The following is a 24,784-nucleotide window of genomic DNA, read 5'->3' as shown; positions in this document are numbered from 1 at the left end:
CAGGACCGGGCGGTAACCAATCTCGCACTCGTCCGAGCGTTAGTAAAGGTCGAGACAGACAACCCTGTTGTCTGTTCGGACCCGAAGTGGGGCATCATTTGGTCAATCTTGACGTCGTGAGACGCGTTATCATGTCACCGTCAGGAATACACATGCTGGCCGACGATGGCCACGGACCGCAGTCAGCTTCGCTCTGCTCCTCAATAGCCATCCGTAGATGATCGGCGGGGAATCGTCCTCCACAACGGTTGGTCGAGCCGCTACGAACGGATCAGCATAAGGTAAATAGGGACCGCGCGCACTGAAAGGGCCTCCGAAGAGAGCACCCATCCCGAGTTCGCCATCAGCGTGCTCGCTGCAGACGAGAATTCCCCACTTCTATCCTCTCACGCTGCCATTGCGAAGTCCTGCCAAAGACGGCGCCTATCGATCTCGCCAGTCACGCGCCGCAGAAGTCTACCCGCCTCGCGCTCCTCGCCATTTTGCAACAGTCTGGTCGCTTCGGCCACGGTACCCATCAGGTCCGGTCGCTCCGACGCGGGTCTGGTATCGGCTGTAGGAGCAAGACCGAGACGGGCTGCTTCAGCTCGGCGGAACACGATGTCGTGCAGATAGGGCTCAAGAGAACGCGGTGAACTGTGGCCCATCATCTGAGCGGCGATGATCAATGCTGTCTCATGCCACCCGGAGGAGGAATCGAGGGAAACTCCAAACTCTTCGAGGTTCTGGAGGACGACCTCTACGGTGTTATGCGCAAACCTGGCTCGCAGCAGGTGGATGCCAGCGTTAAGAACTTGCGCCGCCCTGAACAAAGCCGTACATATTCTGGAAACGCTGTCCGCAACGATTGGGGTACCGCGCTCTGATAAAAAGATTCGATCCAGCCCTTTCTTGCCCCTCTTCTTCAGGATCAGCGCCCTTTCCGTCTCAATGTAGTCGATCGTGTCGAAAATTACCTCCTGCGGTACATATAGAAAGCCCCCGCCCGGCCTGCGCTTACGTTTCCTAAGTTTGACGACCCACTGTCCCTTTTCGATCATCTCGGCTTGCTGCTCATCAGTCCAAGGTAGATCTTTCAGGCGCATGGATAGAATTTCACTGACCCTCGCGCCTGTACGAAATGCCCAGATCATCATCAAGACATTCCGCACTCCGTGCACCTGCGTGTCGGTGAAACTGGTGGCGCGATCAATCTCTTCAAACGTGGGTGTCGGTCTGCGCCCATACTTCGCCCCCTCCCCGTGTTCGAGGAAGGGCCACACCCAATGAAATCGCGTCCTTCCCTTGCGAGTGATGATCATCTCTTCTTGCGAAGAGATCGGGAATGAGTAATCCAGCATAGCTTCAGGATATGCACTGGGACGGGCGATCTGCACGATGTACTTGAAGATCTTCTGTTCCGCAGTCCATTTGTAGAAAGAGTGAACGGTGCGCAACAAAGTGTTGCGCCTCGGTGTCCTGATTCCCGCGGCAGTCAGCTCGCTCCGCCAGTCGATCAGGACGTCGTCATCAACTGCCTCGAGCTTGATGCGGTTCTTCCGGCAGTAATTGAGAAACTGACGCATGTGCTTCGCAGTCTCCTCAACTGACGAAATATCCCGTTTCAATTTCACCACGAGGTACCGGAACCAGTCATTTACCACCTGCTGAACGCCATTCCAGATAATCGTAGGAATTTCCCAGAGATGACCGTGGATTTTCGCAATTGCGAGAATTATCCGCGCGGTCCGCTTTCGACGCGCCATCAAAACCACATTGTCGTTAGCGACTTCAACGCCGGAGGGAACCTTGCACCGGCCGTCCAGGTTTTCCTCCTCCCATTCCTTGATCATCCTCCTGAGCCTGAAGTTCGAGCTTAGCGTCGGCGCGCTGCACCCAAGGAGATCGGCGATCCATTCGCGCAGGACGCCTTTGCGCGTAACCGGCGGCTTCATGCCATGAAAATCGGCTTCAATAAGCATCCGTAGCCGCTCAATAAGATTGTCTGCCATATCACATCTCTCTCAATCCTGCGCTTCGTAATTCTCCGAGCAGGTGCTCAATTCGATGTTCTCGTTCTCTGATCGTTCTCCGAAGGTCTGCGTTGATAACCCTGACGCTCTCAAGTTCTTTTGTCCTGCGCTCCAGATCGCTTCGCGCCTCATGCCATTGCCCGGAAACTACGACGAGTTCAGTTTTTAGAGCATCCCGCTCCCGCTCCGCCTCGAGCCTTCGAATTTTCTCAGGCTTATAGCTTCTCTTGGTCTGTTTAGTCGGCTTTCCACCTCGTCTGCCGACCCCCAGCCTCTGGTTCAGCGTCGACATAAGCGCGTCGATCCTGACGACCTGGATACCGATCCCGGGATCGGTCTTAGTGAAGCTGGTCTTGGAACCAATCCTGAGAATCCCGAGGTCCGGCCTGTGCCACGTCCGCCAACCGTTGAGGGACGATGGAATATCCTTCACGTTTGTCGGGATCCCATTCTTTACCCAACCCTCCATCAGCTCGATACGGGCAGCGACGCGCGTTGAGAGACTTTGCTCCATCCTCATCCCCTCAGTCATCGTTTGAGTGAATCGCGGTACCTCGAGAGCACTACAACCTTTTCAGACGCTAGTTCCGCGAAGACGCCCGTAGCTTGTGTCGCAGTTTCGGTCAGTTCCTCGATCTCCGACTCGATATAGCTGACGTTTCCTTGGGAGATCAGAGCCCACGGGCAGGATGGGCATACGGATGGTGCTGCCGCACGGAAGTCGGGCCCGACGTCTCCTTTTTCGAAACCAGCCGCTTGCCGACAGGCCGCGCGTTCGCATCCCTGCTCTGTATGCGGGCAACAACAAGTGGCCCAGGGTTTCACAGTCAGGACGATGTGCTGTTTGGCCATCAATCGCAGAATAATCGCGGCTCTCTGCTCGGACACGACCATTACAGTCTCGTCGAGCTTCCGTTGGACACGTTTCACAAACTTGCGAAAGCGGTCGCCCATCGCGCCTACGAATTCGTCGTCGTTCGCTGCTACTCGCTCCGCAACGAAGACCTTGTACGCAGTGATCTCCTTCAACCAGATCATCGCAGCTTCGGGATCAAGATGGAGGTAGTCGTTCGCGGTTTCCAGATCGTATTGCCTCAGGTGATGTGCTAAGGTTTCTTTCTTACCCTGCCACCGGTAGATATACATCACCGCGAAGAAGCGCCGGAATTGACGCGGTGTCCATTTCCACTCGAGTACTTGACCATGCTTGTCAGAGTATTTAGCGGCACCAAGCGTGCGCGCGATCGATTGAATAGCCGGATCCAGCTTGATCCTTTTGCCGGTGGCTGGATCATTCAGGGTGAATAACCTTTGATCTTCATCTGGGTCATCTACATCGAACGAACGGAGAGTCTCGACTGCGCGCGCGACAATTCTTGGAATGGGGATCCATGTCCACTTTCGTTCCGACTTCTCGATATAGACATTCAACCACCACCCTTGGGCGTCACTGCCCTTCAGACAGCTTCGTTTGAGCTTCAGAATTTCCTTTAGACGTCTAGCCGTGAATCCCGCGATAAGGACGAATGCCGCAGCGGAAATCAACTTGATTTGGGACTTAGCTGCTCGAGCTTTCTCGGGGTTCCAAGCTTCTGTATCCCTGGAGAGCCAGGCGGCGCGGTAGCGTGATGTTGCGCCTGCTGCGTTTCGTTGGATATAGTTAGCGCTTTCGGACAGAAAGCGGAGGACGAGTTCGACGGGAGCGATAGGGGTCGGCTCCGTAGTTGCCCCGAGTGCGTTCGCACGCCCAGACGCGCTCTCCGGGAAGGGATTGAATGACAGCGAAAGAGCCGCCATGTAATGACGAAGCGCGAACAGCGCCTCAAAAACCGTAGTGACTATTTGTACATTCTGCACCGTCACCGTCTTGGTGCCGGAGCGCGGGAGTGTCTTACCGTTCAGCCTGGCGGAAGCGTAGGCAACCTCCTGCTCAGACGCCTTCTTATGCCACCTGTTGGGGATATGAAGTGCGTGCGAAATGTTGGCAAGATCAAAGACCTTGTTCTGGGCGAAGATAGCTGGGACATCAGCCCAGCTCTGGAATTGCTCAAGGAGGCCACGCACCAAGACCGAGGCGGACGTGATCCCATCGTGTCCGGCTGCGCTTGCAACGCAAATCTCGTCAACCTGGTCACTCGTGAGCTTGGCAAACGATGAGTAGCCTCTGGCAATTAAACCCCAGGCAAGCTGGATAGCTGCCAGCGCATACTGCTTGTGCCTCTGAGCATCATAGATGTTGGTGTAGCCGCCCTCTCGGATCCAGAATACAAACTCCTTTACTGTCGCATACAGTTCGTGCTCTTCGGTAAGAAGGCGGCCATTCGGTAATCTGACACAAAAGTCAATCGCTTCCCCGTCACCTTCGCCAATGGTGTCTATGATTTGCCACTTATCCGCTTCGTAAGCCGCACTGAGCCATTTTGCGGTCCGCTTCAGTATTTGCCGTGGTTTGGCAGTAGTCGTAAGGCCCGCGACTTTTTGTGCCATCAGAAGGGCCTCCGGTGCCTGAAGTTGGGATGAGCCATCACCTGCTCGGCGAGAACCAGAGCTTGACGCCAGATCCGCGCCATCGTTGTTGCCAATATCTTGCTCTCAACAGTATCGATGAACAGAAGCCACGGATACCAAACAAAATACCAGCGCTCGGGCCTATCTCTTACCCATACCGCCTGTGCCTCGAGTAACGACGCCCTCCATATAATCATCAGCGCTAAATCATTCGCTCGAGCGATCACGATTAGCTGAGGGCAGTTGTTCCAGCAATCGAGCTGTGTGCACGAAGCGCCGTTGCTGCCGGGCCGGCCATGGAGATCTTTGCAAAGAGTTCCAAGGCCAGTCTCCCTCAAATCGGCGACTTTTCTCTCCACCTCCGCTTTCGAGAATCCAAGCAGAGCTTGCGCATCGTCTTCGGCATACACAGTTAACGTCTCCCAAGCATCCATAAAGGAACGCATTTCTTCGTCGCGCATGAAGCGCGTGGGCGGATGATCGGTGTAGCCCTGACCAACATTCAGACCATGCTGCCCCAGACCCGCGGCCACGCGAGCGCTAGCCCCTCCCTCCAGTGCGGCGATCAAGAGGACGGTCGGCCGTAACATCGAAGGCGTAAGGTCGAGATCTGCGAGTTCCGGGACGTCAGCGACGATCTTTTTAAATAGATCTCTGACTGCCCATTCCTCAATCAACTTGGGTCCAGATCCGAAATTGGCTACAAACAGTAGGCGCGCTTCATCGGCATTGAGTGCCGAGCGCAGCTCTGCTCCAGCGGACAAAACCCATTCGATACCTCGGGCAGCATGGGACCTCTTGTCGAGGTGCGCATGGATAGGCTTGCCTCGCGCCCTCGCTTTCTGGCCGTTCACATGGACGCAACCAGTGATCTCCGAGGGCTCCGTTGCGTCGACGAAAAGGCTGCGTCCTACTGCTACGTTCGCCCCCGATCTGATTAGGTAGAGGAGTAGGACGGCTCCAACAGCATCACGATGCGGGGTGATGAGCGCCTCGATGTTGGGCTTTCCGCCGAACTCAAGCGCTCTCTTCGCAAAGAATTGTCCCAGAATACTGTCCGTCTTGGGGTAGATCCCTCCGAAGCGATCGGATATGAGGCGAGTCAGGTTCGCAAGCGCCCGCTCGGGATTGTCAAGCGGAAACGCTTCCCGCATTAGACTTCGACGGTTCCCGCTATTACCGGTCTCGGGGACTAACCGAATCTTCCACTCATCCCCGAAATCCCTTCCTGCTGCAATCAATGTTTGCCCGCGTTCCCAGTGCTCCATCCACCGGATATATACTGCGGCAACAGCGTCTTCTATTAACGCCAACCTTCGCTTAAGAACCTGCAGGATCACCGTGGCAGGCGTGTCTCCGGGTTTCAGCGCACGGCTGGCGAGCTCGCCGCGTAGGGACTTCAAAAAGCCCGCCTCCACCTCGTTTTCAATGTCGATGCCACGCAGCCTCGAGCCCTCATCCAGCATCAACGTTGCAAAAGCCAAGTAATCGTCCACCCCGTCCGATGCCGAAGGCTGGGCAATAGTGCGCCTATGTTGTGATCTGCCTCCGGTGGCTTTAAGTGGCAGATCCAGCTCCGGAAAAGCTCGGTCATTTGCGAGATGGCGGATGACTTTGTTGGCAGCCTTGAGCTTGGCGGCGGCAGCGGCTCCGTTCAAGTCCGCACGTTCGCTAACGCTGTCCGCGTAGCCTTGCGTTGCGCGTGTCCAGCGCTTCGGTTCGACCGCTGTGATCCTTCCTGTGTTCAGCCCAGCCTTAACCGCTTGACAGTCTGGGTCCGGTGACGTCGCGAGGAAGCGAAGCAACTCCAACAATGCCAGGAACGCCGACTTGGCGACATCCTTCTTCGAAGTTTTGAACGCTTTCAAAAATGAACTATTCAATTTTGTAAGAAACGCCTCTGACCAGCCGAGTTCCAGCAATTCCCGAAAAGAGAAGAGTCTTCCTGCGAACATACTGCAGAGCGGGTCCCGCTCGAGCGAGCAAACCAGTTGTCTGTCTGCTTCCGCAATCACTTCAATAAAGGGGGTGGACAAGATGCGACCAAAAGATATTCCGGTGATGGAGGCAAGCGCAGTGCGGTCGTATGACATCCCCGTGATATGAAGTGGTACCCCATTGGCAATTGCGGTGCGGACCTGTTCAATCTCGTGTTTCAGAGAACTCGGCAGATAGCCAGTCTGTGTGATGATCGCATCGTACTTCTCGACGAGCGCTAACAGGCGGGGGTTTCGAATAAAAACAGTTTTATTCTGGGAGAATTTAAATCGAAGTGCAAGTGACTTGCGCTCGACCTTGCCGTCGCGTACCTGCAGTGTCCCGTCGGCCAGTGACCGGGCGAGCCATGCCTCGATCTCTGGAATTCGCGCCTCGACGCTGTTCTGCAGTCCGCCGGTCGCCGTTTCATAATCGCGGAGAATATCCAGATAGTAGGTCATAGCGGTGACTGAGAAATCGAACTTCCGCGTCAAGCGCCGCCGATCGATTTTTCCTCCACGGCTTCTTGTAATACCCCCTTCGAGCAAGTCTTGGTTCAGAATTTCGACCAGAAGACTTTCGGTGGAACCACGTTCATAGTGCTGATGTTTATCTAACCCCGGATATATTGCGACAATCGCGGATGCTGAGCCCGCCAACTCTACCTTAACGGAAGGTGCCGCACTCACTGCCTCATAGTCCTGCACAATTACTCGTTCGGCGCGCGTGACGTCTACTTCGGACACACTAAGCCGGTTCCATAGCGATCGACGATGGACCGGCACTGTCCCTCCGCTGTCGAAATAGTCGTTAAGCGCTTCGACTAGACGGTGTCGTCGAGATCCTCGCTCGTAAAGCTGATGCTTCTGGAGTGCCGAATGCATAGCAAACGACACTGACGCAAGTTCACTGATTTGATGTTGACCCTGCCTTTCCGTGTTCTGGTCGATTGACTTTGCCGTGTCTGTTACCGTGCGGCAGACACCAGCTATCTCCATCGGGTAAAACATGTCCGGGGGATCGGCGGATAGCTCGGTTTGGGGGGAGTTCCGGCTTTCAACACCCGCAGCGGAGACCGATGACCTCAGCTTCCTTCGAGAAGCCTTCTTTCGAACCAAGTTTATATTTGGCCGATTACGTCCTTTGTCAACGGCATCGAAATCATCGACCATCGCGCGATACGCTCCCAGACTGCCGCGCATGATCCCCATCGTATTTTCTAGCGCCTCTTCATCGAGATTGCCCTCTTCATCGCGAGGCAGCCCGTTTCCAGTCAGCAGAGAGCTCAAGCACGCGAACGCCCGACCGAACGCGCTTTGTGGGATGAAGGTCGAGTGCCTTTTCAACAGATCGGCTTCACCCGGAGCCTCCTGGCTGGTGGGAATCGAAGGGACCCGTTTCGTGACGACGAGCTCTGCATCGGGTGTGGAATTGCCGTCCACTAAAGACCCGGGATCTGAAAGTGATGGGGGAGAGGCTATCTGCGGCGCAGGTGGAGCAGCGACGCTGACATCTGTGCCACGTATACTGGCAACGGCCTGGGCCAAGTAAAAGACGTAATCGATGCCTCCTTTTGGGTTCCGCCGAAGCTGCCCAACCTCCCGATCTCGGGCCAAAGCATCTGCGATTTCATCGGCAAATTTAGACCATGAAACCTGGCCAACGGGAGAAGCGGGTTCGTCAAGACAATCATCACAGCCAACGATGTCTTGCTCTGGAAGTAAGCGAGCTACTTGATGCCCCTGAGACGTCCTGGTCGATATAGTTTGTTCAGGCATGGCAAGAATCCGCGCGACAAAGGGTTCGGCGTCGCTTAATGCGACGCTCGCTGTGCAGTCAGGTTGAGCCAGATCGACTTATGTAACTTTGCTAGACCGCGACGGGAGCTGCGATCGCCGGATGCGGATCATATCCCGTAACTTCGAAATCCTCGATCTTGTAGCCATCGATGCTTTCCGGCCGTCGCGTGAGACGGAGTTTGGGGAATGGTCTAGGCTCACGCTTCAATATCGTCTCTGCAAGTTCGAGATGATTGAGATACAGATGCACGTCGCCACCGACCCAAATAAGTTCATTCGGAACCATGTCAACTTGCTGTGCCACCATCGCTAGCAGGGCCGCCTGCTGGCAGACGTTAAATGGATTTCCAAGACCCAAATCGTTGCTCCTGGTTCCGACCATAAGCGAAAGCTTAGGGCGGAGTGGCTCGCCCTGATCTGTCTCTAAACCCATTCCGCTTACAAAGAATTGGTAGAAGTTGTGACACGGATTCAATGCCATACGGTCGAGATCTGCAACGTTCCATGCATGGAATAGCATTCTCCGGCTCGTCGGGTTCGTGCGAAGCGTCTCGATCACAGTCGCGATCTGGTCGTACTCCCGCCCATCTGGTCCGACCCAACGCCGCCACTGCTTCCCGTAGACTGGACCAAGATCACCCCACTCGAGCGCGAACTGCTCGTCATTGACAATGCGTGCCTCGAAATCTTCCTGGGAGATCTGCTGACCAGTGGCCTTGCGGTACTTCTCCAGGGGCCAATCGGTCCAGATCCGAACGTTTTCCTGCAAGAGAGACCTGATGTTCGTCTGGCCAGAGATGAACCAAAGCATCTCCTTTACCGCAGTCTTCCAAAACACGCGCTTGGTGGTGTAGACCGGGAATGTGCCATCTGACATATCGAACCGCATCATTGCGCCGAACGCTGCTAGGGTCCCAACCCCTGTTCGATCGATACGTTTGTCGCCTTTTGTGAGCACATTCTCGACGATATCGAGATACTGATATTCGGGATGTCGGGCCATGAATCCTACCTTTAGTTCTGTGCGCGATCGTGACGTCCAAGAACGGCCAAAACAACCGGTCTAGGATTGAAAAACACGATTGATAAACAACTTTTGATTTTACTGCGTATTTTTACGCACCCACTGATTGGAGCGATAACGGCTAAAGACTCTTCATCGACACCAGGATTTCTTGGCCATAGTAAGCGGCGATGTGGCTCCGACTTCGTATCGAGAGAACGTGAGTACGGGAACCCTTATGCTTCAGGCAAACGACTTCGCGGCCTCAAACACTGAAGCTAATGACCGATGGGACCGGTACACTGCTGTCCTCGTCAATGAATTGTGGAGTTACAATGGGTTACGGTCGAAGATACCGAATCGATGCCGGAAGAAAATGGCACGCCCAGAAAAATATCGGCCGAGCGCTGATAAAGCTGGCAAGACAGTTTTCCATCAACCACATAAAATTGAAACAGGCAATGGCAGGGCGGTAGCGCCATATCGTCGACTTCCGCAGGATTCCATGCCGTGACGATATGGCGGCGAGAGTTGGGATTGGCCTTGATACTGGTGATGACATTGGCAATCTGATCGATATGCTGACCATCTGCGGTTGGCCAGGAGCGCCACTGCGATCCATAGACTGGGCCGAGATCGCCATTTTCATCGGCCCATTCATCCCAGATGCTGACTCCGTTGTCCTTGAGATAGGCGATGTTGGTATCACCTTTCAAAAACCACAGCAGTTCATGGATGATCGAGCGCAAATGCAGCTTCTTGGTGGTCAAAACCGGGAAACCTTCAGTCAGATCAAAGCGCATCTGATAGCCAAAAACAGAGCGCGTGCCGGTGCCGGTGCGATCACCACGGTCGCTGCCCTTATCCATCACATGCTGCAAAAGATCGTGATATTGCTTCATGAGATTGCACCTCTTCGTTCAAAATCCTTGGCCACTGCATGGCGCATCATTGCGCACAGGTCTAATGATGAAATGCGTTCACGCAAAGCGACAACGGCGCTCTCCCGGGCTTTTAAACGGTTTTTTATGATTCTACTGCGGGGATAAAACAGAATTATAAAAACAGCGCAGGAAACTCTTTTCATTGCTCGTTAAAGCACCTATATACCCCTTGCCGGTGCTTGCATCGGCTATGGCAATAAACTGTCGGTGTAATAAACCTATTGGACCCGGGGGCGGTACCCGGCGCCTCCACCAAAAACCGGCCAGTCGTTATGACCGGCTTTTGATGGGGGTGAAATAGGATCGACAAGGGCGTAAAGATCGAACTTTTGCTCGGCATGATACCACCGTCATCGGGTCACAAGTGTAGTTGCAAATGACAACAACGCTCAGGGTTATGCTGTAGCTGCCTAATGGCGGTTCCGGAAATCCGAACTTAAGTCCATACGGTTAGCCCCGTATGGCGGGGTCCGAAGGCACCTGGCAACAGAAGCCTTCACCTACTTCCTGCTTCAAAATTCCCCCGCCTCTTCAAAATTGGTTTATACTGTTATAGCTATAGCCAAGATTCGGCCTTTGCCCGAACGCAAGCTTAGCTTATAACCATACGACGCGCGCATCTTGTTGCGCCATGACCGGACGAAGAAGAAAGACAGGACCATATGGGGCAGGACCACATCCGTTACGATATTCTGGCTCAAGATGCGCTGCGCGGTGTCATCCGCAAAGTGCTGACAGAAGTGGCTGCGACGGGCCGGTTGCCGGGTGACCATCACTTTTTCATCACCTTTCTCACAGGTGCGCCGGGCGTGCGCATCTCGCAGGCGCTGAAGGCAAAATATGCCGAGCAGATGACCATTGTTGTGCAGCACCAGTTCTGGGATTTGAAGGTGACAGAAAGCCAGTTTGAAGTGGGCCTTTCCTTCTCCGACACCCCGGAAAAGCTGGTTATTCCCTTCAATGCCATTCGCGGTTTCTACGATCCTTCGGTCAATTTCGAGCTGGAATTTGATGTTCCTCTGGTGGAAGAATCCGATATGTCGGCTGAAATCACCGCTTATCCTGTCAGCACCGCCGAAAAGGCTGATGGCTCGGATGAGGAAAAGCTTGAGGGCGAAAAGAAGGAAGGCTCTGTGGTTTCCCTCGATGCCTTCCGCAAGAAGCATTAGGTTGATGGCCAATGTCCGGTGACGTTGTAAACCTGCGTCAGTTTAAAAAAGCCAAGGCGCGCGTTGAGAAGGAAAAGTCGGCGGATCAAAACCGCCTGACCTTCGGGCGCACCAAGGCTGAAAAAAACCTCACATCGGCATTGAACAAAAAAGCGGAAAAGGCGCTGGATCAATCGCGCCTTGAGCGGTCCTCAAAACCCGCCACAGACCAGACCGATGTGTGAAATCGTCAAGCATCCGTCGCTTGCCCGCAAAATCTGATTGATTGTTCCAACCTCACCTGAAGCAGAAGCCGATGATCAGGAAGCATTCGATTTCGCTGCATGGTCATCGCACCAGTTTTTCGCTGGAAGATGCCTTCTGGCAGGAAATACGCACCATTGCCGACCATCGCCAAATGCCGATTGCCAGCTTGATTGCAGAAATCGACAGCAACCGCCGTCCCGATTGCAATCTCTCCTCGGCTCTCAGGCTGTATGTGCTGGACTGGCTCAAGGGCACGCTTGCTTCATAGTGCCTGTCAGGTTCAGATTGAAACCGACAGGCTGAACCACTTGCCGCCACAGACGGCAGGCTATCATTTCGTTTTAATTCGCGCTCGGCGCGCCCTGCTGTTGAATAATCGTGCCAACCGGATCATGCGGTGCGGGTGGAACAGGATCGCCAATATTGAATGACGGGGTTGCCGCCTCTTCTGCCTTCTTGCGCTCCAGTTCGGCTTTCTCTTTTGCGGCCTGTCTGGCCACAGCCAGGGCCGTATAATAGGCGACTTCGCGCCGCAGGCGCTGCTTTTCCAACACATTGGATTGCAAGGTTTCCACGCGGCGGCGCTCACGCTCAAAGGCCTGCATGGACAAATAGCTGGCCATTTCATTGGCATCGAGCGATATTGCAGGCGCACCCACCGGCCCATCGACAAGAACCCGGACGGTGGGTGTGCTGCCAACGCTTGCAGCATCATCGGCATGGAATGCCACCGTCAACGCCCCATCCAGCGTCGCGCCAGGAACATCCACCACCGCCTCCGCACTCAGATCGGCTTTTGGTGTTTGCACTTTGAGACCCTGAAAACGCATCTTGCCCTCGGTCAGCGTGAAGGGAGAAGCAATCTCACCGATATCCGCGGGAGCACGGGCCAAGAGCGGCTTGAGTGTATCTGCCACCTGTGCCGCCGTGACCTCGCCTTTGGCGCTTGCAAAGGCTGCACTCAACGCCGGAAGACTGCTCAGATCAAGCTTTGGCAGAACCAGCGCTGAGAGCGCAATCTGACCCGATCCATTGACGGATGACATCAACTCTTTGGCATTTTTGCCGCTGCCCTCAGCCGTAAAATCCACATCGGCATTGCCGCCCAGCCCGGCACCAGGCCAAATAGTGGCAAGGTGGCTGCCTTTCAGCGTCAATTTACTGCGCAAAAACGCCGTATCCTGATTGTTCGACAGCGATAGGCGCATATCGGCCTTGCCGCCCAACCAGTCCGCAGATGCACCATCCAGTGTCAGGCCACCGTCCTCAAGCGTGAGTTTTGCTGCAAAATTTTGGGCATCGGGCAGAGCAGAAAGGCCAAGGCTATCGGCATGCATATCCAGCGCCATCTGCATCTGGCCCCAAATCGGGCTTGATAGCTTTTCCGTGGAAAACCCACCCTTGAGCGGGTCATGAACCGGACCAATCATGCTGGTGGCCAACCAATTCAGATTGGCGCGCGCCAGTTTCACATCACCCGTAAGCTTGAAGGCGTCCGTGGTCGGCTCCAATGTCAGGTTTGCGCCAATGGCATCTCCGGCAATCTGTCCCGTCAGCGCCGATAGCGCAGTGTTTTGCCCTTTGTGCTCCACTTTAGTCGACAGCGAGAGCGGCAATCCATCGACAATACCCGGCAGGCTCACAGCATTCATCATCAACAAGGGCGCAATGTCATCGCTGGTCAGCGTCACATTCCCCTGCCCTTCGAGGAAAATTGCAGAGTCCAGATTGACCGTGCCGTCGGCTGCCAGATGGGTAGACCCCACCGTCAGGTTCATTTTCCCTGTCGCCGGGGCGTCGCCCTCCTCTTTGAGATCAAGATCGAGACTCGCAGCGCCGTCCACGGGGAGTGGCAGGGGTTCGAATCCTAACTGACCGAGAAGAATGGATGGATCAGGATTATCCGCCTGCACTGACAGCGTCTTTTGCGCATCGCCAAACACATCAAACAGATTGCTTTGGCGCAGCGCTACATTGAGCTTTGTGCCATTGGCTTGACCATGCAGATCCAGTTGCACACCGCCATATTGCACATCACCAAAGCGTGCATCCAGCACGAGATTGCTATTGCCATACCAGTCGCCGCTTTTGGCAAGCCGGTTCAACAGCGGATGCACAGGCAATTGCTGCTGCAACATCGTCAGGAAACCCGCCATATTGCCCGCATTCAAAACAATCTGCGCTTTGCCATTATAGTCAGCAAGCGAGCCGGAGGCTTCACCCGTTGCCTTGATACTGGCACCGGCAAGATTGCCGATATCCAGTGTGCGAATAGAAAACCCGCCATTGTCATAGGTGAACAAGCCATCCACATCCTGTGCCGTGACGCCCAGCGCGGAAAAAGCACCCACTTTGATCTTCCCGGAAATCTGCTGATTGAGCACAGAGTCACCGCTGGTATCGCCAGACACCAGCGAGGCCAAAGCCTTGACCGCATCATAATCAAAGGCATCACCTGACACATCAAAAGACAGGCTTGGCTCCTGATTGTCACCGGAATGGCGCTCCAGCCGCCCGCGCAGACTGGCGGAGCCAATGGCAAGTTCCAGCTTGTCAAATTGCTGCACATCCGCTGTCAGATTGACATTGGCGGATAACCCAACCGCCCGCAATTTGCGAATGGCAGGGTCCACATTGCCCGAAAGCCATGTCGCAAGGCCCGAGGGCTGGTTGGAGGCAATCAGCAACGAACCCGCGAAAGAGGCGGCCCCTTTCAGCTGAAGCCGACCAGCGGCTTCCACCTGCGTGCGCCCCGGCAAGGTCGCAACGGTCTTTTCCACGGTCCATCCGCTGCCGGCAGGGCGCAAATTCAAGGTAATATCGCGCAAAACAGTATCGCCTGCGACAATGGCAGGCAGCTTCACGCTGGCCCGGCCCGGCACATCCGGAATAGGGATTTGATCTGCCAGCGCAATCAGCGCGCGAATGCGCTGACGCGCAGAACTTTCTACGTTGCGCCCGGTTTTACCGGCGGTGACAGGCATGGTCAGCCGATCAACGTCAATCTGCTGCCCTTCGGCGGTCAGCAAAAATTCCGGTGCCTTGCCGCTGTCTAGCGTTGCCTCTCCGGTAATCACATAGGGCTGATCCAGAGCGCCAACCTCCAGCCGATATTCCGGCACCCGGATACGGTCATTGGCAAGCTCGAATTTGCCCCGCATTCTCGGCTCTGGCAGGATGGCCTCACTGCGGCTCTTTTTGCCTGCCTCGCCACCCAGCTGTGCCGCGCGGATGGTTGCGAGAAACGTGCCTTTCAGCATCGGGTGGTTATCGGCCATATCAAGGTCGCCCGACAGATCAATATCCACCGACGTTGCCGTAGGTGCCAAGTGAATTTTCAGCGGAATGACCTGACGTCCTGCTTCAGGCTGCAGGCTTGAAAGGGAAAAACGCCCCATCTGCCCATCCAGCGCAGCGCTGCCAGCGATGGTCCACGGGCCTGCCAGCGATCCGGCTTTCAAATTCGCATTGAGGTTTTGAACAACACGGTTGCGGCCGGTTTGCTCATCAATCACATCAATGACACCATCGCTGACCGTGACATTTTCCAAAACAACATTGCGCGCCGGCAGGCTGGGGCGGCTGCCCAGCAGCCAATCCAGCGAACCATTGGGCAAGACCCGCAATCGCACCTTGGGCTTTTCAATCCGCATGGCGAAAATGCGCGCTTCGCCAGAGAGAAACGGTGCCAGCTCAACATCCATGGAAAAGCGCGCCACATGGGCCAGCGTCTTGCCATCTTCGCCGGGACCAACCGTCACGTCATTCATGGTCACAGAGGGAAACGGCAAAAGGCGCGCTTCCAAGCTGCCATGCACAACAACCTTCTTGCCCAGGATTCGGCTGGCCTGATCTTCGAATTGATGGCGAAAATCCGTCCAGTTCACGAAGAGCGGAGCCAGAAGCGCCGCAAACAGCGCCACCACCACCAACCCGCCAAGAGCAATAAAAAGCCTGCTGAGCACGTAATCCAACTCCAGTATGATCACAGCCTACACTAGAGTCTGTCAGGTTCAGATTGAACCAGACAGACTCTAACATTCTTTGTTTTCGTTTGTCTCTTCGGGAAAACCGGATTCCACTTTTCCCTAACAAACTCTAGCCACTTAGCCATACGGAACAAGCAGTTCGTGCGGTGCATGACGCTACATACGGAAAATCTTGCCCGGATTGAACAGGTTATCGGGATCAAGCCCGCGTTTCACCTGCCGCATCAGCTCCAGCGCACCGCCAAGCTCGGCTTGCATATAGCCCATCTTGCCCTGCCCCACGCCATGTTCGCCGGTGCAGGTGCCATCCATGGAAAGCGCGCGCTCGGTCAAGCGCGCCATGAAGGCTTCCACTTTTTCAACATCGGCGTCGTTTTTATCATCGAACAGGATCAGAAGATGGAAATTGCCATCACCAACGTGGCCAACAATCGGGGCAAGAATGCCGGTTTCAGCAATATCGGCCTGGGTTGCCGCCACACAATCGGCAAGCCTTGAGATTGGCACACACACATCGGTGGACAAGCCGTTCAAATGCGGTGCCAGCGCCCGGCCCGCCCAATAGGCATTATGGCGGGCTTTCCAAATCTGATTGCGCTCTTGCGGATCGGAGGTAAAACGCAGGCCATCGGCTCCAAATTCCGAGGCAATCTCAGCAAATTGCGCTGTCTGCAAGGCAACCGTCTGCTCGGAGCCGTGGAATTCCAGAAACAACGTTGGTTTCTCTGGCAAGCTGAGGTTGGAATAGGCGTTGCAAGCACGCACCTGCATGGCATCCAAAAGCTCAATACGGGCAACAGGAATGCCCATTTGAATGGTCATGATCACCGCATCACACGCCGATTTCACATCCACAAAGGTGCAGATGCCACCGCCAATACTCTCAGGAATACCCTGCAACTTCAGCGTGATAGAGGTGATAATGCCAAGCGTGCCTTCAGAGCCGACAAACAGCCGGGTCAAATCATAACCCGCCGAAGATTTGCGGGCGCGATGGGCGGTGCGAATTTCTTCGCCATCAGCAGTCACGGCTGTCAGCGCCAGCACATTGTCTTTCATCGTGCCATAGCGCACCGCATTGGTGCCCGATGCCCGTGTGGCGGCCATGCCGCCAAGGGAGGCATTGGCACCCGGATCAATGGGAAAAAACAGGCCCGTATCACGCAAATACGTGTTGAGGGCCTCGCGCGTCACACCCGGTTGCACGGTGCAATCGAGGTCTTCGGCATTCACCTCAAGCACCTTGTCCATCCGGCTGCAATCGATGGAAATACCGCCCGATGCGGCATTGACCTGCCCTTCCAGCGAAGAGCCAACACCAAAGGCAATCATCGGCACCTTGTGGGCCGCACAGAGCTTGACCACCGCCTGCACATCCTCGGTGCTTTCGACAAAAACAACGCCATCGGGCAATTGCGCCGGAATATAAGTTGTGGTGTGGGCGTGCTGCTCACGAAAGGACTGGCCGGTTTGAAACTTCTCGCCAAAGCGCTGCTTGAGAAGGCCAATAACCGCTGCAATGCCGTCTTCGTTGCGCGGCCCCGCCACAACATCCTTCCTGCTCATATCAAGTCCTGCCTATCAAACACCTATTGTTTCAAGGCGCAGATATGCCCCCGCAGCTGCAACTTGTCCAGTGCGATGCGGATGATGCCTGCTGGCAGCGGCGTCACCCATCGTCGCGGGTCACGACGCCGTCTCAAAGCGCAGGCGTCATTTTGAAAGGCATGTTTTAGCCGAAACGACCCGTCACATAGTCGCTGGTTTTCTGCTCTTTCGGGGCGCTGAAAATCTTCTCGGTGGTGTCAAATTCCACCATCTCGCCCAGATACATAAAGGCCGTATATTGCGAAATGCGCGCCGCCTGATGCAGATTGTGGGTAACGATAGCAATGCAATAGTTGGCGCGCAGCACCTCGATCAACTCTTCCAGCTTGCTGGTCGAAATCGGATCAAGCGCCGATGTCGGCTCATCCAGCAACAGCACCGAAGGCTTCACGGCAATGGCACGGGCAATGCACAAACGCTGCTGCTGACCGCCGGAAAGGCCAAGGCCGCTCTGGTGCAGCTTGTCTTTCACTTCGCTCCAAAGGGCTGCCTCTTGCAGGGCCGATTCCACCCGCTCGTTCATCTCGGCCTTGGAGATTTTCTCCGACAGGCGAATGCCAAAAGCGATGTTTTCATAAATCGTCATGGGAAAGGGCGTGGGCTTTTGAAACACCATGCCGATTTTGGAGCGCAAGCGGTTCAAATCCTCGGAAGGCTTCAAAATATCGCGACCATCCAGCAAGACCTCGCCCGTTGCCTTCTGGCCGGGGTAAAGATCATACATACGGTTGAACACCCGCAAAAGCGTGGATTTGCCACAGCCCGATGGGCCGATGAAGGCGGTGACGGTGTTGTCACGCAGGGGCAAATTAACGTTTTTCAAAACCTGATGGCCAGGCTTATAGGAGAAGGACACACCCTTGGCCTCAAGCTTGATCTTGCGACCAATATCAGAGGGGTTGAACGCTTCAGAATGGGCTTTCGCAGACGCCATCTCGATTCCCGCACTATATGTGCTCATTTTATTTCTCCCTCGAAAAGAGTGATCCGGAAGCCAGGCTCCGTGCGACAATGTTCAGCACCAAAATTGTGACCGTGATAATCAGCGCACCGCCCCAGGCAAGGCGCTGCCAGTCATCGTAAGGGCTCATGGCAAATTGGAAAATCACCACCGGCAGATTGGCAATCGGCTGGCTGAGATCAGCCGTCCAGAATTGGTTGTTGAGAGCGGTAAACAGCAAGGGTGCCGTCTCGCCACTGATACGGGCCACCGCCAGCAAAACCCCGGTCAAAATGCCGCTGCGGGCACTGCGCCAGACAACAGCGGTCATCACCTTCCAGCGCGGCGCACCAAGGGCTGCCGCCGCTTCACGCACGGCATCGGGCACCAGCGCCAGCATATCCTGCGTGGTGCGGTTGATGACCGGAATGGCAATCACCGCCAAAGCAATTGCGCCGGAATAGCCGGAGAAATGCTTGAACGGCACAACCAGCAGCGCATAGATAAACAGGCCGACAATAATCGATGGTGCCGCCAGCAAAATATCGTTGATGAAGATGGCAACGGCCGCGATCTTCGAGCCACGGCCATATTCGGCCAGATAGGTTCCCGCCAGAATGCCCACGGGCGTTGCAATCACCGTGGCAATCAGCGTCATCATGAATGAGCCGTAGATAGCATTGGCCAGACCGCCTTTAGAGCCGGGCGGCGGTGTCATCTGGGTAAAGATATCAAGGTTGATGGCACCAAGGCCATTATAGAGCAAGGTCCACAAAATGGAGGCCAGAAAACCCAAACCAATCACCGCCGAGATGACCGAAAGGGTCATGGCGATGCGGTTAACAAGATAACGCCGTGAAATGATCGACATGCCATGCTCCTCAATAGGTTTCGCTGCGGCCAATAAGCCACTTTGCAATCGCCAGCACCCCGAAGGTGATGAAGAACAAGATCAGCCCCAGCGCAATCAGGCTGGAAGAGTAGAGATCCGATGTCGCCTCGCTGAATTCATTGGCAATTGATGCCGAAATCGTGGTGGCCGGTGCCAGTAGCGAGGCGGCAATACGGTGCGAATTGCCGATCACAAAGGTCACCGCCATGGTCTCGCCCAAGGCGCGACCAAGACCAAGCATAACGCCGCCAATAAGGCCCCGGCGCGTGTAGGGAATGATGATGTTGAACACCACTTCCCACGTGGTCATGCCCATGCCGTAGGCGGATTCACGCAAAAGCACCGGCACGGTGCTGAACACATCGCGGGTAATGGAGGTGATGAAAGGCAGGATCATGATGGCCAGCACAACGCCCGCCGTCAGCATACCAATGCCGTAAGGCGCACCGCTGAACAAAATATCGAGCCCCGGCACATGGCCGAGCGTGTCCAGCAAAAAGGGCTGCACCGAGGTCTGCATGATCGGAGCAAGAACAAAAAAGCCCCACAGCCCGTAAATAATGCTGGGAATGCCTGCCAACAACTCGATGGCAACACCGATGGGCCTTTGCAAAACCACCGGGCAAATTTCATTGAGGAAAATGGCAATGCCAAAGCTGATCGGCACCCCGATGACCAGAGCAATCACCGATGTGATCAGCGTACCAAAAATTGGCGCTGCCGCACCATAAATATCCTTGGCAGGGCTCCAGCGCTCGTTCCAGATGAAGCTGAGACCAAACTCGCGCCAGGTTGGCATGGAATCGATGAACAGCGACAGAAAAACGCCCAGCAAAACCACCATCACCAGCATGGCACACAGCCACGTCACTCTGATGAAAATAATATCCTGAATGCGCTGACTCTTTGCCCCTGCACCCCCATCGTGCCCTAGTGACTGGCCCTCAATCGACATCTGATACCCCAGAACAGAGAATATTTAAGCAAGAAGCAGCGGGCGCCTACACACCCGCTGCCACAGGACGTTCAACAGGAAGCCAAAAGATTACATGGCCTTAAAAACAGGCTTGCCGTCAGCCTTGATGTTTTCTTCCCAGGACTTTTCAATCAGGGTTACAACCGACTTTGGAATGGCAACATATTGCAAAGCCTTGGCTTCAGCAGTGCCATCCTTGTAAGCCCAGGCGAAGAACTTCAAAGCAGCTTCGGTTGCAGCCTTATCAACAGGGGTCTTGTGGATCAGAACCCATGTGGAGGCAGCAATCGGCCAGCTCTTGTCGCCAGGCTGATTGGTGATGACCACGTGGAAGTTCTTGGCCTTTGCCCAATCGGCATTTGCAGCCGCAGAGGCAAAGCTATCCAGCGAAGGCTCAACAGTCTTGCCAGCCGCATTGACCATCTTGGCATAGCCGAGGTGGTTCTGGATCACATAGGCATATTCATTGTAGCCGATAGAGCCAGCCGTCTGCTTGACAGTGTTGGCAACACCTTCAGAACCCTTGGCACCAACGCCAACCGGCCATTCAACAGCGGTGTCCGAACCAATCTTGCTCTTCCACTCAGGCGAAATCTTGCTGAGGTAATCGGTGAAGTTAAAGGTGGTGCCAGAGCCGTCAGCGCGGTGAACAACAACAATGGCCTGCTCAGGGAGCTTGATGCCCTTGTTCAGCGCAGCAATCGCAGGATCATTCCACTTGGTGATCTTGCCCATGTAGATTTCTTCAAGTGCCTTGCCATCCAGCACCAGTTCGCCGGGCTTGACGCCTTCAACATTATACATAGGCACAATGCCGCCCATGATCATCGGAAACTGGGTCAGGCCGTTCTTTTCAAGTTCTTCATCGCTCAAAGGCTTGTCGGTTGCGCCGAAGGTAACAGTCTTGGCTTCAACCTGCTTGATGCCGCCGCCGGAGCCAATCGACTGATAATTCAGGTTGATACCGGTTTTCGCTTTGTAGGCTTCACCCCATTTGGCGAAAACAGGGTAAATAAAGCTGGAGCCCGCGCCGGCAATGTCAGCGGCAAATGTTGCGCTGGCAAATGTCAGGCTCAGTGCTGCAACTGTCGCACCCATGGTGATTTTTCTGATCAGAGTCATTGAAGCAATCCCTGTTGTCGTCACAAGTTTTATTGTCCGGGATCGACCTACGCCTCTTTCACAAAGGTTTTGTGACAATTTTATACTGGAACAGGGCAGTAACAATTCTGTGATTGAGCAGGAAGATCGAAGAAAAAGATAGATGCAGGGAAAGCCATTGGAACACTCACCCACAACCGCGCAAAACACGTTTCAAAGGCGAAACAGGGCGAAAACGCAGGGCGATTTCAAAACTTCTCTTGAAAATAAGAATAAAACCGGAACATCCGACTAGCCTTTCGGCCCCGAATCACTACATTGAGCGGTATGAACACCGGTTTTGATGATATACCCTTCTTTGATGAAGAACCCGCGCCTCGAAAGCCTGCAATTGGCAAGTCCGATGGCAAGGTAGATATGGATGCGGCGCGCCCTGTTGACGCTCCAGGCACCATGGGCATTGCGGCCCGCGCCATTGCTGCCCGCGATCAGGCCCGTGCACCCGATTATCTCTCAGGGTTAAACCCCGAGCAGCGCGAAGCCGTGGAAACGCTGGATGGTCCCGTGCTGGTGCTGGCCGGTGCAGGAACCGGCAAGACCCGCGTGCTCACCACCCGCATCGCCCATGTGCTGGCCACAAACCGCGCCTTCCCCAGCCAGATCCTGGCCGTGACCTTTACCAACAAAGCCGCCCGCGAAATGAAGGAGCGTATTGGCGTTCTGGTGGGCGGTGCTGTTGAGGGCATGCCATGGCTTGGCACCTTCCACTCCATTGGCGTCAAGCTCTTGCGCCGCCATGCCGAGCTGGTGGGGCTATCGTCTGATTTCACCATTCTCGATACCGATGATGTGGTGCGGCTGATCAAGCAGATCATTCAGGCCGAAGGGCTGGACGACAAGCGCTGGCCCGCCAAACAATTTGCCGCCATGATCGATGGCTGGAAAAACAAGGGGCTGGACCCATCGCAAATCCCCGAGGGTGATGCCCGCGCCTTTGCCAATGGCCGGGGCCGCGAGCTTTACGCCGCCTATCAAAACAGGCTGAAAAGCCTGAACGCCTGTGATTTTGGCGATCTGCTGCTGCATCCCATCCGCATGTTTCGCGCCAATCCCGATGTGCTGCGTGATTACCACCAGCGCTTTCGCTATATTCTGGTGGACGAGTATCAAGATACCAATACGGCACAATATATGTGGCTGCGTTTGCTGGCGCAGCGGCCAAGCAGCAAAAACGCAGAGGGCAAAACCGTCAACGGCACGGTCAACATCTGTTGCGTTGGTGACGACGACCAGTCGATTTATGGCTGGCGTGGTGCCGAGGTTGATAACATTTTGCGATTCGAGAAGGATTTTCCCGGCGCAAAAGTCATCAAGCTGGAGCGTAATTATCGCTCCACCGAGCATATCCTTGGGGCTGCTGGTCATTTGATTGCCCACAACGAAGGCCGTCTGGGTAAGACGCTGTTTACAGACCGCGTAGACCCCAATGACGAAAAAGTGGTGGTGCACGCGGCTTGGGATTCGGAAGAGGAAGCCCGCGCCGTTGGCGAGGAAATCGAGCAGCTGCAGCGCAATCAGCACCTGCTCAACGACATGGCCATTCTGGTGCGCGCATCCTTTCAAATGCGCGAGTTTGAAGACCGGTTTGTAACGCTGGGCATTAATTATCGGGTTATCGGCGGCCCGCGCTTTTATGAGCGTTTGGAAATCCGCGATGCCATGGCCTATTTCCGGGTAGTGTGTCAGGCTGCGGATGATCTGGCGTTTGAGCGCATCGTCAACACGCCCAAACGTGGCTTGGGCGATACCACCATTCGCAATTTGCATGACTATGCCCGCGCCCGCAATATTCCGATGTTGCAGGCAGCCAGCGACATTGTGCTGACCGATGAGTTGAAGCCCAAGGCACGTAAATCGCTGCTGGACGTGGTGGCTGATTTCAGCCGCTGGCAGGACATGCTCGACAACACACCGCACACCGAACTCGCCGAAAAAATTCTCGACGAGAGCGGCTACACCGCCATGTGGCAAAACGACAAATCGGCGGAAGCTCCCGGCAGGCTCGACAACCTGAAAGAACTGATCCGCTCGATGGAAAGTTTTGAAAGCCTGCGCGGCTTTCTGGAACATGTCTCGCTGGTGATGGATGTTGAGCAAAACGAAAATATGGACGCCATCTCCATCATGACGCTGCATTCGGCCAAAGGGCTGGAGTTTGAAACGGTGTTTCTGCCCGGCTGGGAAGAAGGCCTGTTTCCACACCAGCGCGCCCTCGATGAAAGCGGCCGCGCTGGCTTGGAGGAAGAACGCCGCCTTGCCTATGTCGGTATCACCCGCGCCAAGCGCCGCTGCCACCTGTGGTTCGTCTCCAATCGCCGCATTCACGGCCTCTGGCAATCCACCCTGCCCTCGCGCTTTTTGGATGAGCTGCCACCCGCCCATGTGGAAGTGGCCGAAGCCGAGTCCAGCTATGGCGGCTATGGCCGCGGCGGTGGCTATGGCCAATCGCGCTTTGACAAGCAGGAACCGTTTCAGAACAACTATTCCACCCCCGGCTGGAAACGCGCCCAAGCCAACAAAACCGACGCGACCCGCGAAAACTGGGGCAGCCGCTCCGGCCACGCGGTCGAGCGCATCGGCTACGGTGAAAGCGGCCCACGCGGCAAAACCATCGACGGCCAGTTGGTGGCCAAATCCACCGCCTCTGAGCCATCAAAATTTGCCGTTGGCGATCGCGTGTTCCACATCAAATTCGGCAATGGCAATGTGTCGGCTGTGGAGGGCAACAAGTTGACGATTGATTTTGACCGCGCCGGGCAAAAGCGCGTGCTGGACGGGTTTGTCGAGCGGGCTTGAAGACTATGAAACATGTTGAAGTTCTGAATGACGGTTCGCGCATTGGCTATGTCGAATTGCCAGGTAATGAGCCGGTTCGTATTTTCGTGCACGGATTAGGAAGCTCTTCGCTGGCTTATTACACATCTGTAGCAACCGATCCAAAGATTGCAGGACAACGCACACTGCTTATTGATTTGCTGGGTTTCGGCATCAGTGATCGCCAGCAGGATTTTGGCTATTCATTAAGCGAACAGGCAGCCGCGTTAGCTAGCTTTATGGATAAGCTGGAAATTTCCAAGGCTGATGTGATCGCCCATAGCATGGGAGGGGCAATCGCAATCATGCTGGCCTCTACCCGACCGGACTTGGTTGGGCGTCTGGTCGTTTGCGAGGCCAATCTTTTGCCAACACCGCGCCCACGGATCGATGCGTATAGCGAAGATCTTTATATTGCAGAGGGTTTTGCAAGCACGTTGAAAAACATCGGAAACATTTGGTCAGTAACCATGCGTCTCGCAGATCCTGTCGCTATGTATCGCAGCGAACAGTCGCTTGGTAAAAACATGCCAACCGATCTATCAGACCGCTTTATCAACTTACCAATGCCACACGCATTTATCCAGGGAGAACGATCTCCTGCTCCACATGACAAAGATAGAATTGTTGCAGCCGACATTCCCATCATCACCATTCCCGATGCCGGTCACAACATGATGCTGGATAATCAAGACGCGTTTATTTCCGCTTTAGAAAAAGTGCTACGCTAGGTCAAAAGGATCAAG

At 55.0% G+C, this 24,784-nt stretch carries 16 protein-coding genes, 1 other RNA gene and 1 pseudogene; 6 read left to right on the top strand and 12 right to left on the bottom strand.

Going from position 1 to position 24,784, the window contains the following annotated elements:
- Positions 1-386: 386 nt before the first annotated feature.
- From BJF95_RS14130 to BJF95_RS14105, 6 genes and pseudogenes are all read right to left on the bottom strand, one after another.
- Positions 387-1,991: a tyrosine-type recombinase/integrase gene (locus BJF95_RS14130; protein ID WP_075640060.1), complete on the bottom strand. Its 1,605-nt coding sequence runs from the start codon at positions 1,989-1,991 to the stop codon at positions 387-389.
- 1 nt (position 1,992) lies between these two features.
- The gene (locus tag BJF95_RS14125) at positions 1,993-2,526 is read right to left on the bottom strand and encodes a hypothetical protein (RefSeq protein WP_139317501.1); all 534 of its coding nucleotides are present in this window, start codon (positions 2,524-2,526) and stop codon (positions 1,993-1,995) included.
- Between the two features lie 14 nt (positions 2,527-2,540).
- Positions 2,541-4,499 (bottom strand): site-specific integrase, encoded by a 1,959-nt coding sequence (locus tag BJF95_RS14120; protein ID WP_075640058.1) that lies wholly within the window; start codon positions 4,497-4,499, stop codon positions 2,541-2,543.
- On the bottom strand, positions 4,499-7,786 hold the full coding sequence (locus BJF95_RS14115) for a hypothetical protein (protein ID WP_139317500.1): 3,288 nt from the start codon (positions 7,784-7,786) through the stop codon (positions 4,499-4,501). Before BJF95_RS14115 ends, BJF95_RS14120 begins: the two co-directional genes overlap by 1 nt.
- A 580-nt stretch (positions 7,787-8,366) precedes the next feature.
- Positions 8,367-9,299, bottom strand: a complete 933-nt coding sequence (gene thyA, locus BJF95_RS14110; RefSeq protein ID WP_075640056.1) for a thymidylate synthase — start codon at positions 9,297-9,299, stop codon at positions 8,367-8,369.
- 371 nt (positions 9,300-9,670) lie between these two features.
- Positions 9,671-10,201 (bottom strand): annotated as a pseudogene (locus tag BJF95_RS14105) (thymidylate synthase); the annotation flags it as partial.
- Between the two features lie 174 nt (positions 10,202-10,375).
- Between BJF95_RS14105 and ssrA the strand changes: the two are divergent.
- The 4 genes from ssrA (at position 10,376) to BJF95_RS14085 (ending at position 11,926) form a co-directional block, all read left to right on the top strand.
- Positions 10,376-10,744, top strand: a transfer-messenger RNA (tmRNA) gene (ssrA, locus tag BJF95_RS14100).
- A gap of 161 nt (positions 10,745-10,905) precedes the next feature.
- Positions 10,906-11,412: an SspB family protein gene (locus BJF95_RS14095; RefSeq protein WP_075640054.1), complete on the top strand. Its 507-nt coding sequence runs from the start codon at positions 10,906-10,908 to the stop codon at positions 11,410-11,412.
- Positions 11,413-11,423: 11 nt separating this feature from the next.
- Positions 11,424-11,636, top strand: coding sequence for a DUF4169 family protein (locus BJF95_RS14090; RefSeq protein WP_075640053.1), 213 nt, complete (start codon positions 11,424-11,426; stop codon positions 11,634-11,636).
- 71 nt (positions 11,637-11,707) lie between these two features.
- Positions 11,708-11,926 carry a ribbon-helix-helix domain-containing protein gene (locus BJF95_RS14085; protein ID WP_075640052.1) on the top strand — a complete coding sequence of 73 codons (219 nt, stop codon included), beginning with the start codon at positions 11,708-11,710 and terminating at the stop codon, positions 11,924-11,926.
- Between the two features lie 73 nt (positions 11,927-11,999).
- Here the strand turns inward: BJF95_RS14085 and BJF95_RS14080 are convergent, their stop codons facing one another.
- From BJF95_RS14080 to pstS, 6 genes are all read right to left on the bottom strand, one after another.
- Complete coding sequence (locus BJF95_RS14080; protein WP_175577259.1) at positions 12,000-15,623, bottom strand: AsmA family protein; 3,624 nt, start codon at positions 15,621-15,623, stop codon at positions 12,000-12,002.
- A gap of 180 nt (positions 15,624-15,803) precedes the next feature.
- Positions 15,804-17,213 (bottom strand): FAD-binding oxidoreductase, encoded by a 1,410-nt coding sequence (locus BJF95_RS14075; protein WP_075640050.1) that lies wholly within the window; start codon positions 17,211-17,213, stop codon positions 15,804-15,806.
- 166 nt (positions 17,214-17,379) lie between these two features.
- Complete coding sequence (pstB, locus tag BJF95_RS14070; protein WP_075640356.1) at positions 17,380-18,189, bottom strand: phosphate ABC transporter ATP-binding protein PstB; 810 nt, start codon at positions 18,187-18,189, stop codon at positions 17,380-17,382.
- 28 nt (positions 18,190-18,217) lie between these two features.
- The gene (gene pstA, locus BJF95_RS14065; protein ID WP_075640049.1) at positions 18,218-19,066 is read right to left on the bottom strand and encodes a phosphate ABC transporter permease PstA; all 849 of its coding nucleotides are present in this window, start codon (positions 19,064-19,066) and stop codon (positions 18,218-18,220) included.
- A gap of 10 nt (positions 19,067-19,076) precedes the next feature.
- A complete protein-coding gene (gene pstC, locus BJF95_RS14060; protein WP_075640048.1) occupies positions 19,077-20,042 on the bottom strand; it encodes a phosphate ABC transporter permease subunit PstC in 966 nt (321 codons plus the stop codon).
- Between the two features lie 90 nt (positions 20,043-20,132).
- Positions 20,133-21,185, bottom strand: a complete 1,053-nt coding sequence (pstS, locus tag BJF95_RS14055) for a phosphate ABC transporter substrate-binding protein PstS (protein WP_075640047.1) — start codon at positions 21,183-21,185, stop codon at positions 20,133-20,135.
- Positions 21,186-21,491: 306 nt separating this feature from the next.
- On the opposite strand from pstS, the gene BJF95_RS14050 reads away from it, so the two are divergent.
- Complete coding sequence (locus BJF95_RS14050) at positions 21,492-24,020, top strand: ATP-dependent helicase (protein ID WP_075640046.1); 2,529 nt, start codon at positions 21,492-21,494, stop codon at positions 24,018-24,020.
- Between the two features lie 5 nt (positions 24,021-24,025).
- Entirely contained in the window at positions 24,026-24,769 is a 744-nt protein-coding gene (locus BJF95_RS14045) for an alpha/beta fold hydrolase (protein WP_075640045.1), read from the top strand.
- The last annotated feature ends 15 nt before the right edge of the window (positions 24,770-24,784 follow it).

The sequence above is a fragment of the Rhizobium oryziradicis genome (assembly GCF_001939045.1).
GTDB lineage: Bacteria > Pseudomonadota > Alphaproteobacteria > Rhizobiales > Rhizobiaceae > Allorhizobium > Allorhizobium oryziradicis.
Note: the sequence above shows the minus strand (reverse complement) of the source record. Positions and strands in the feature narration are given on the sequence as shown.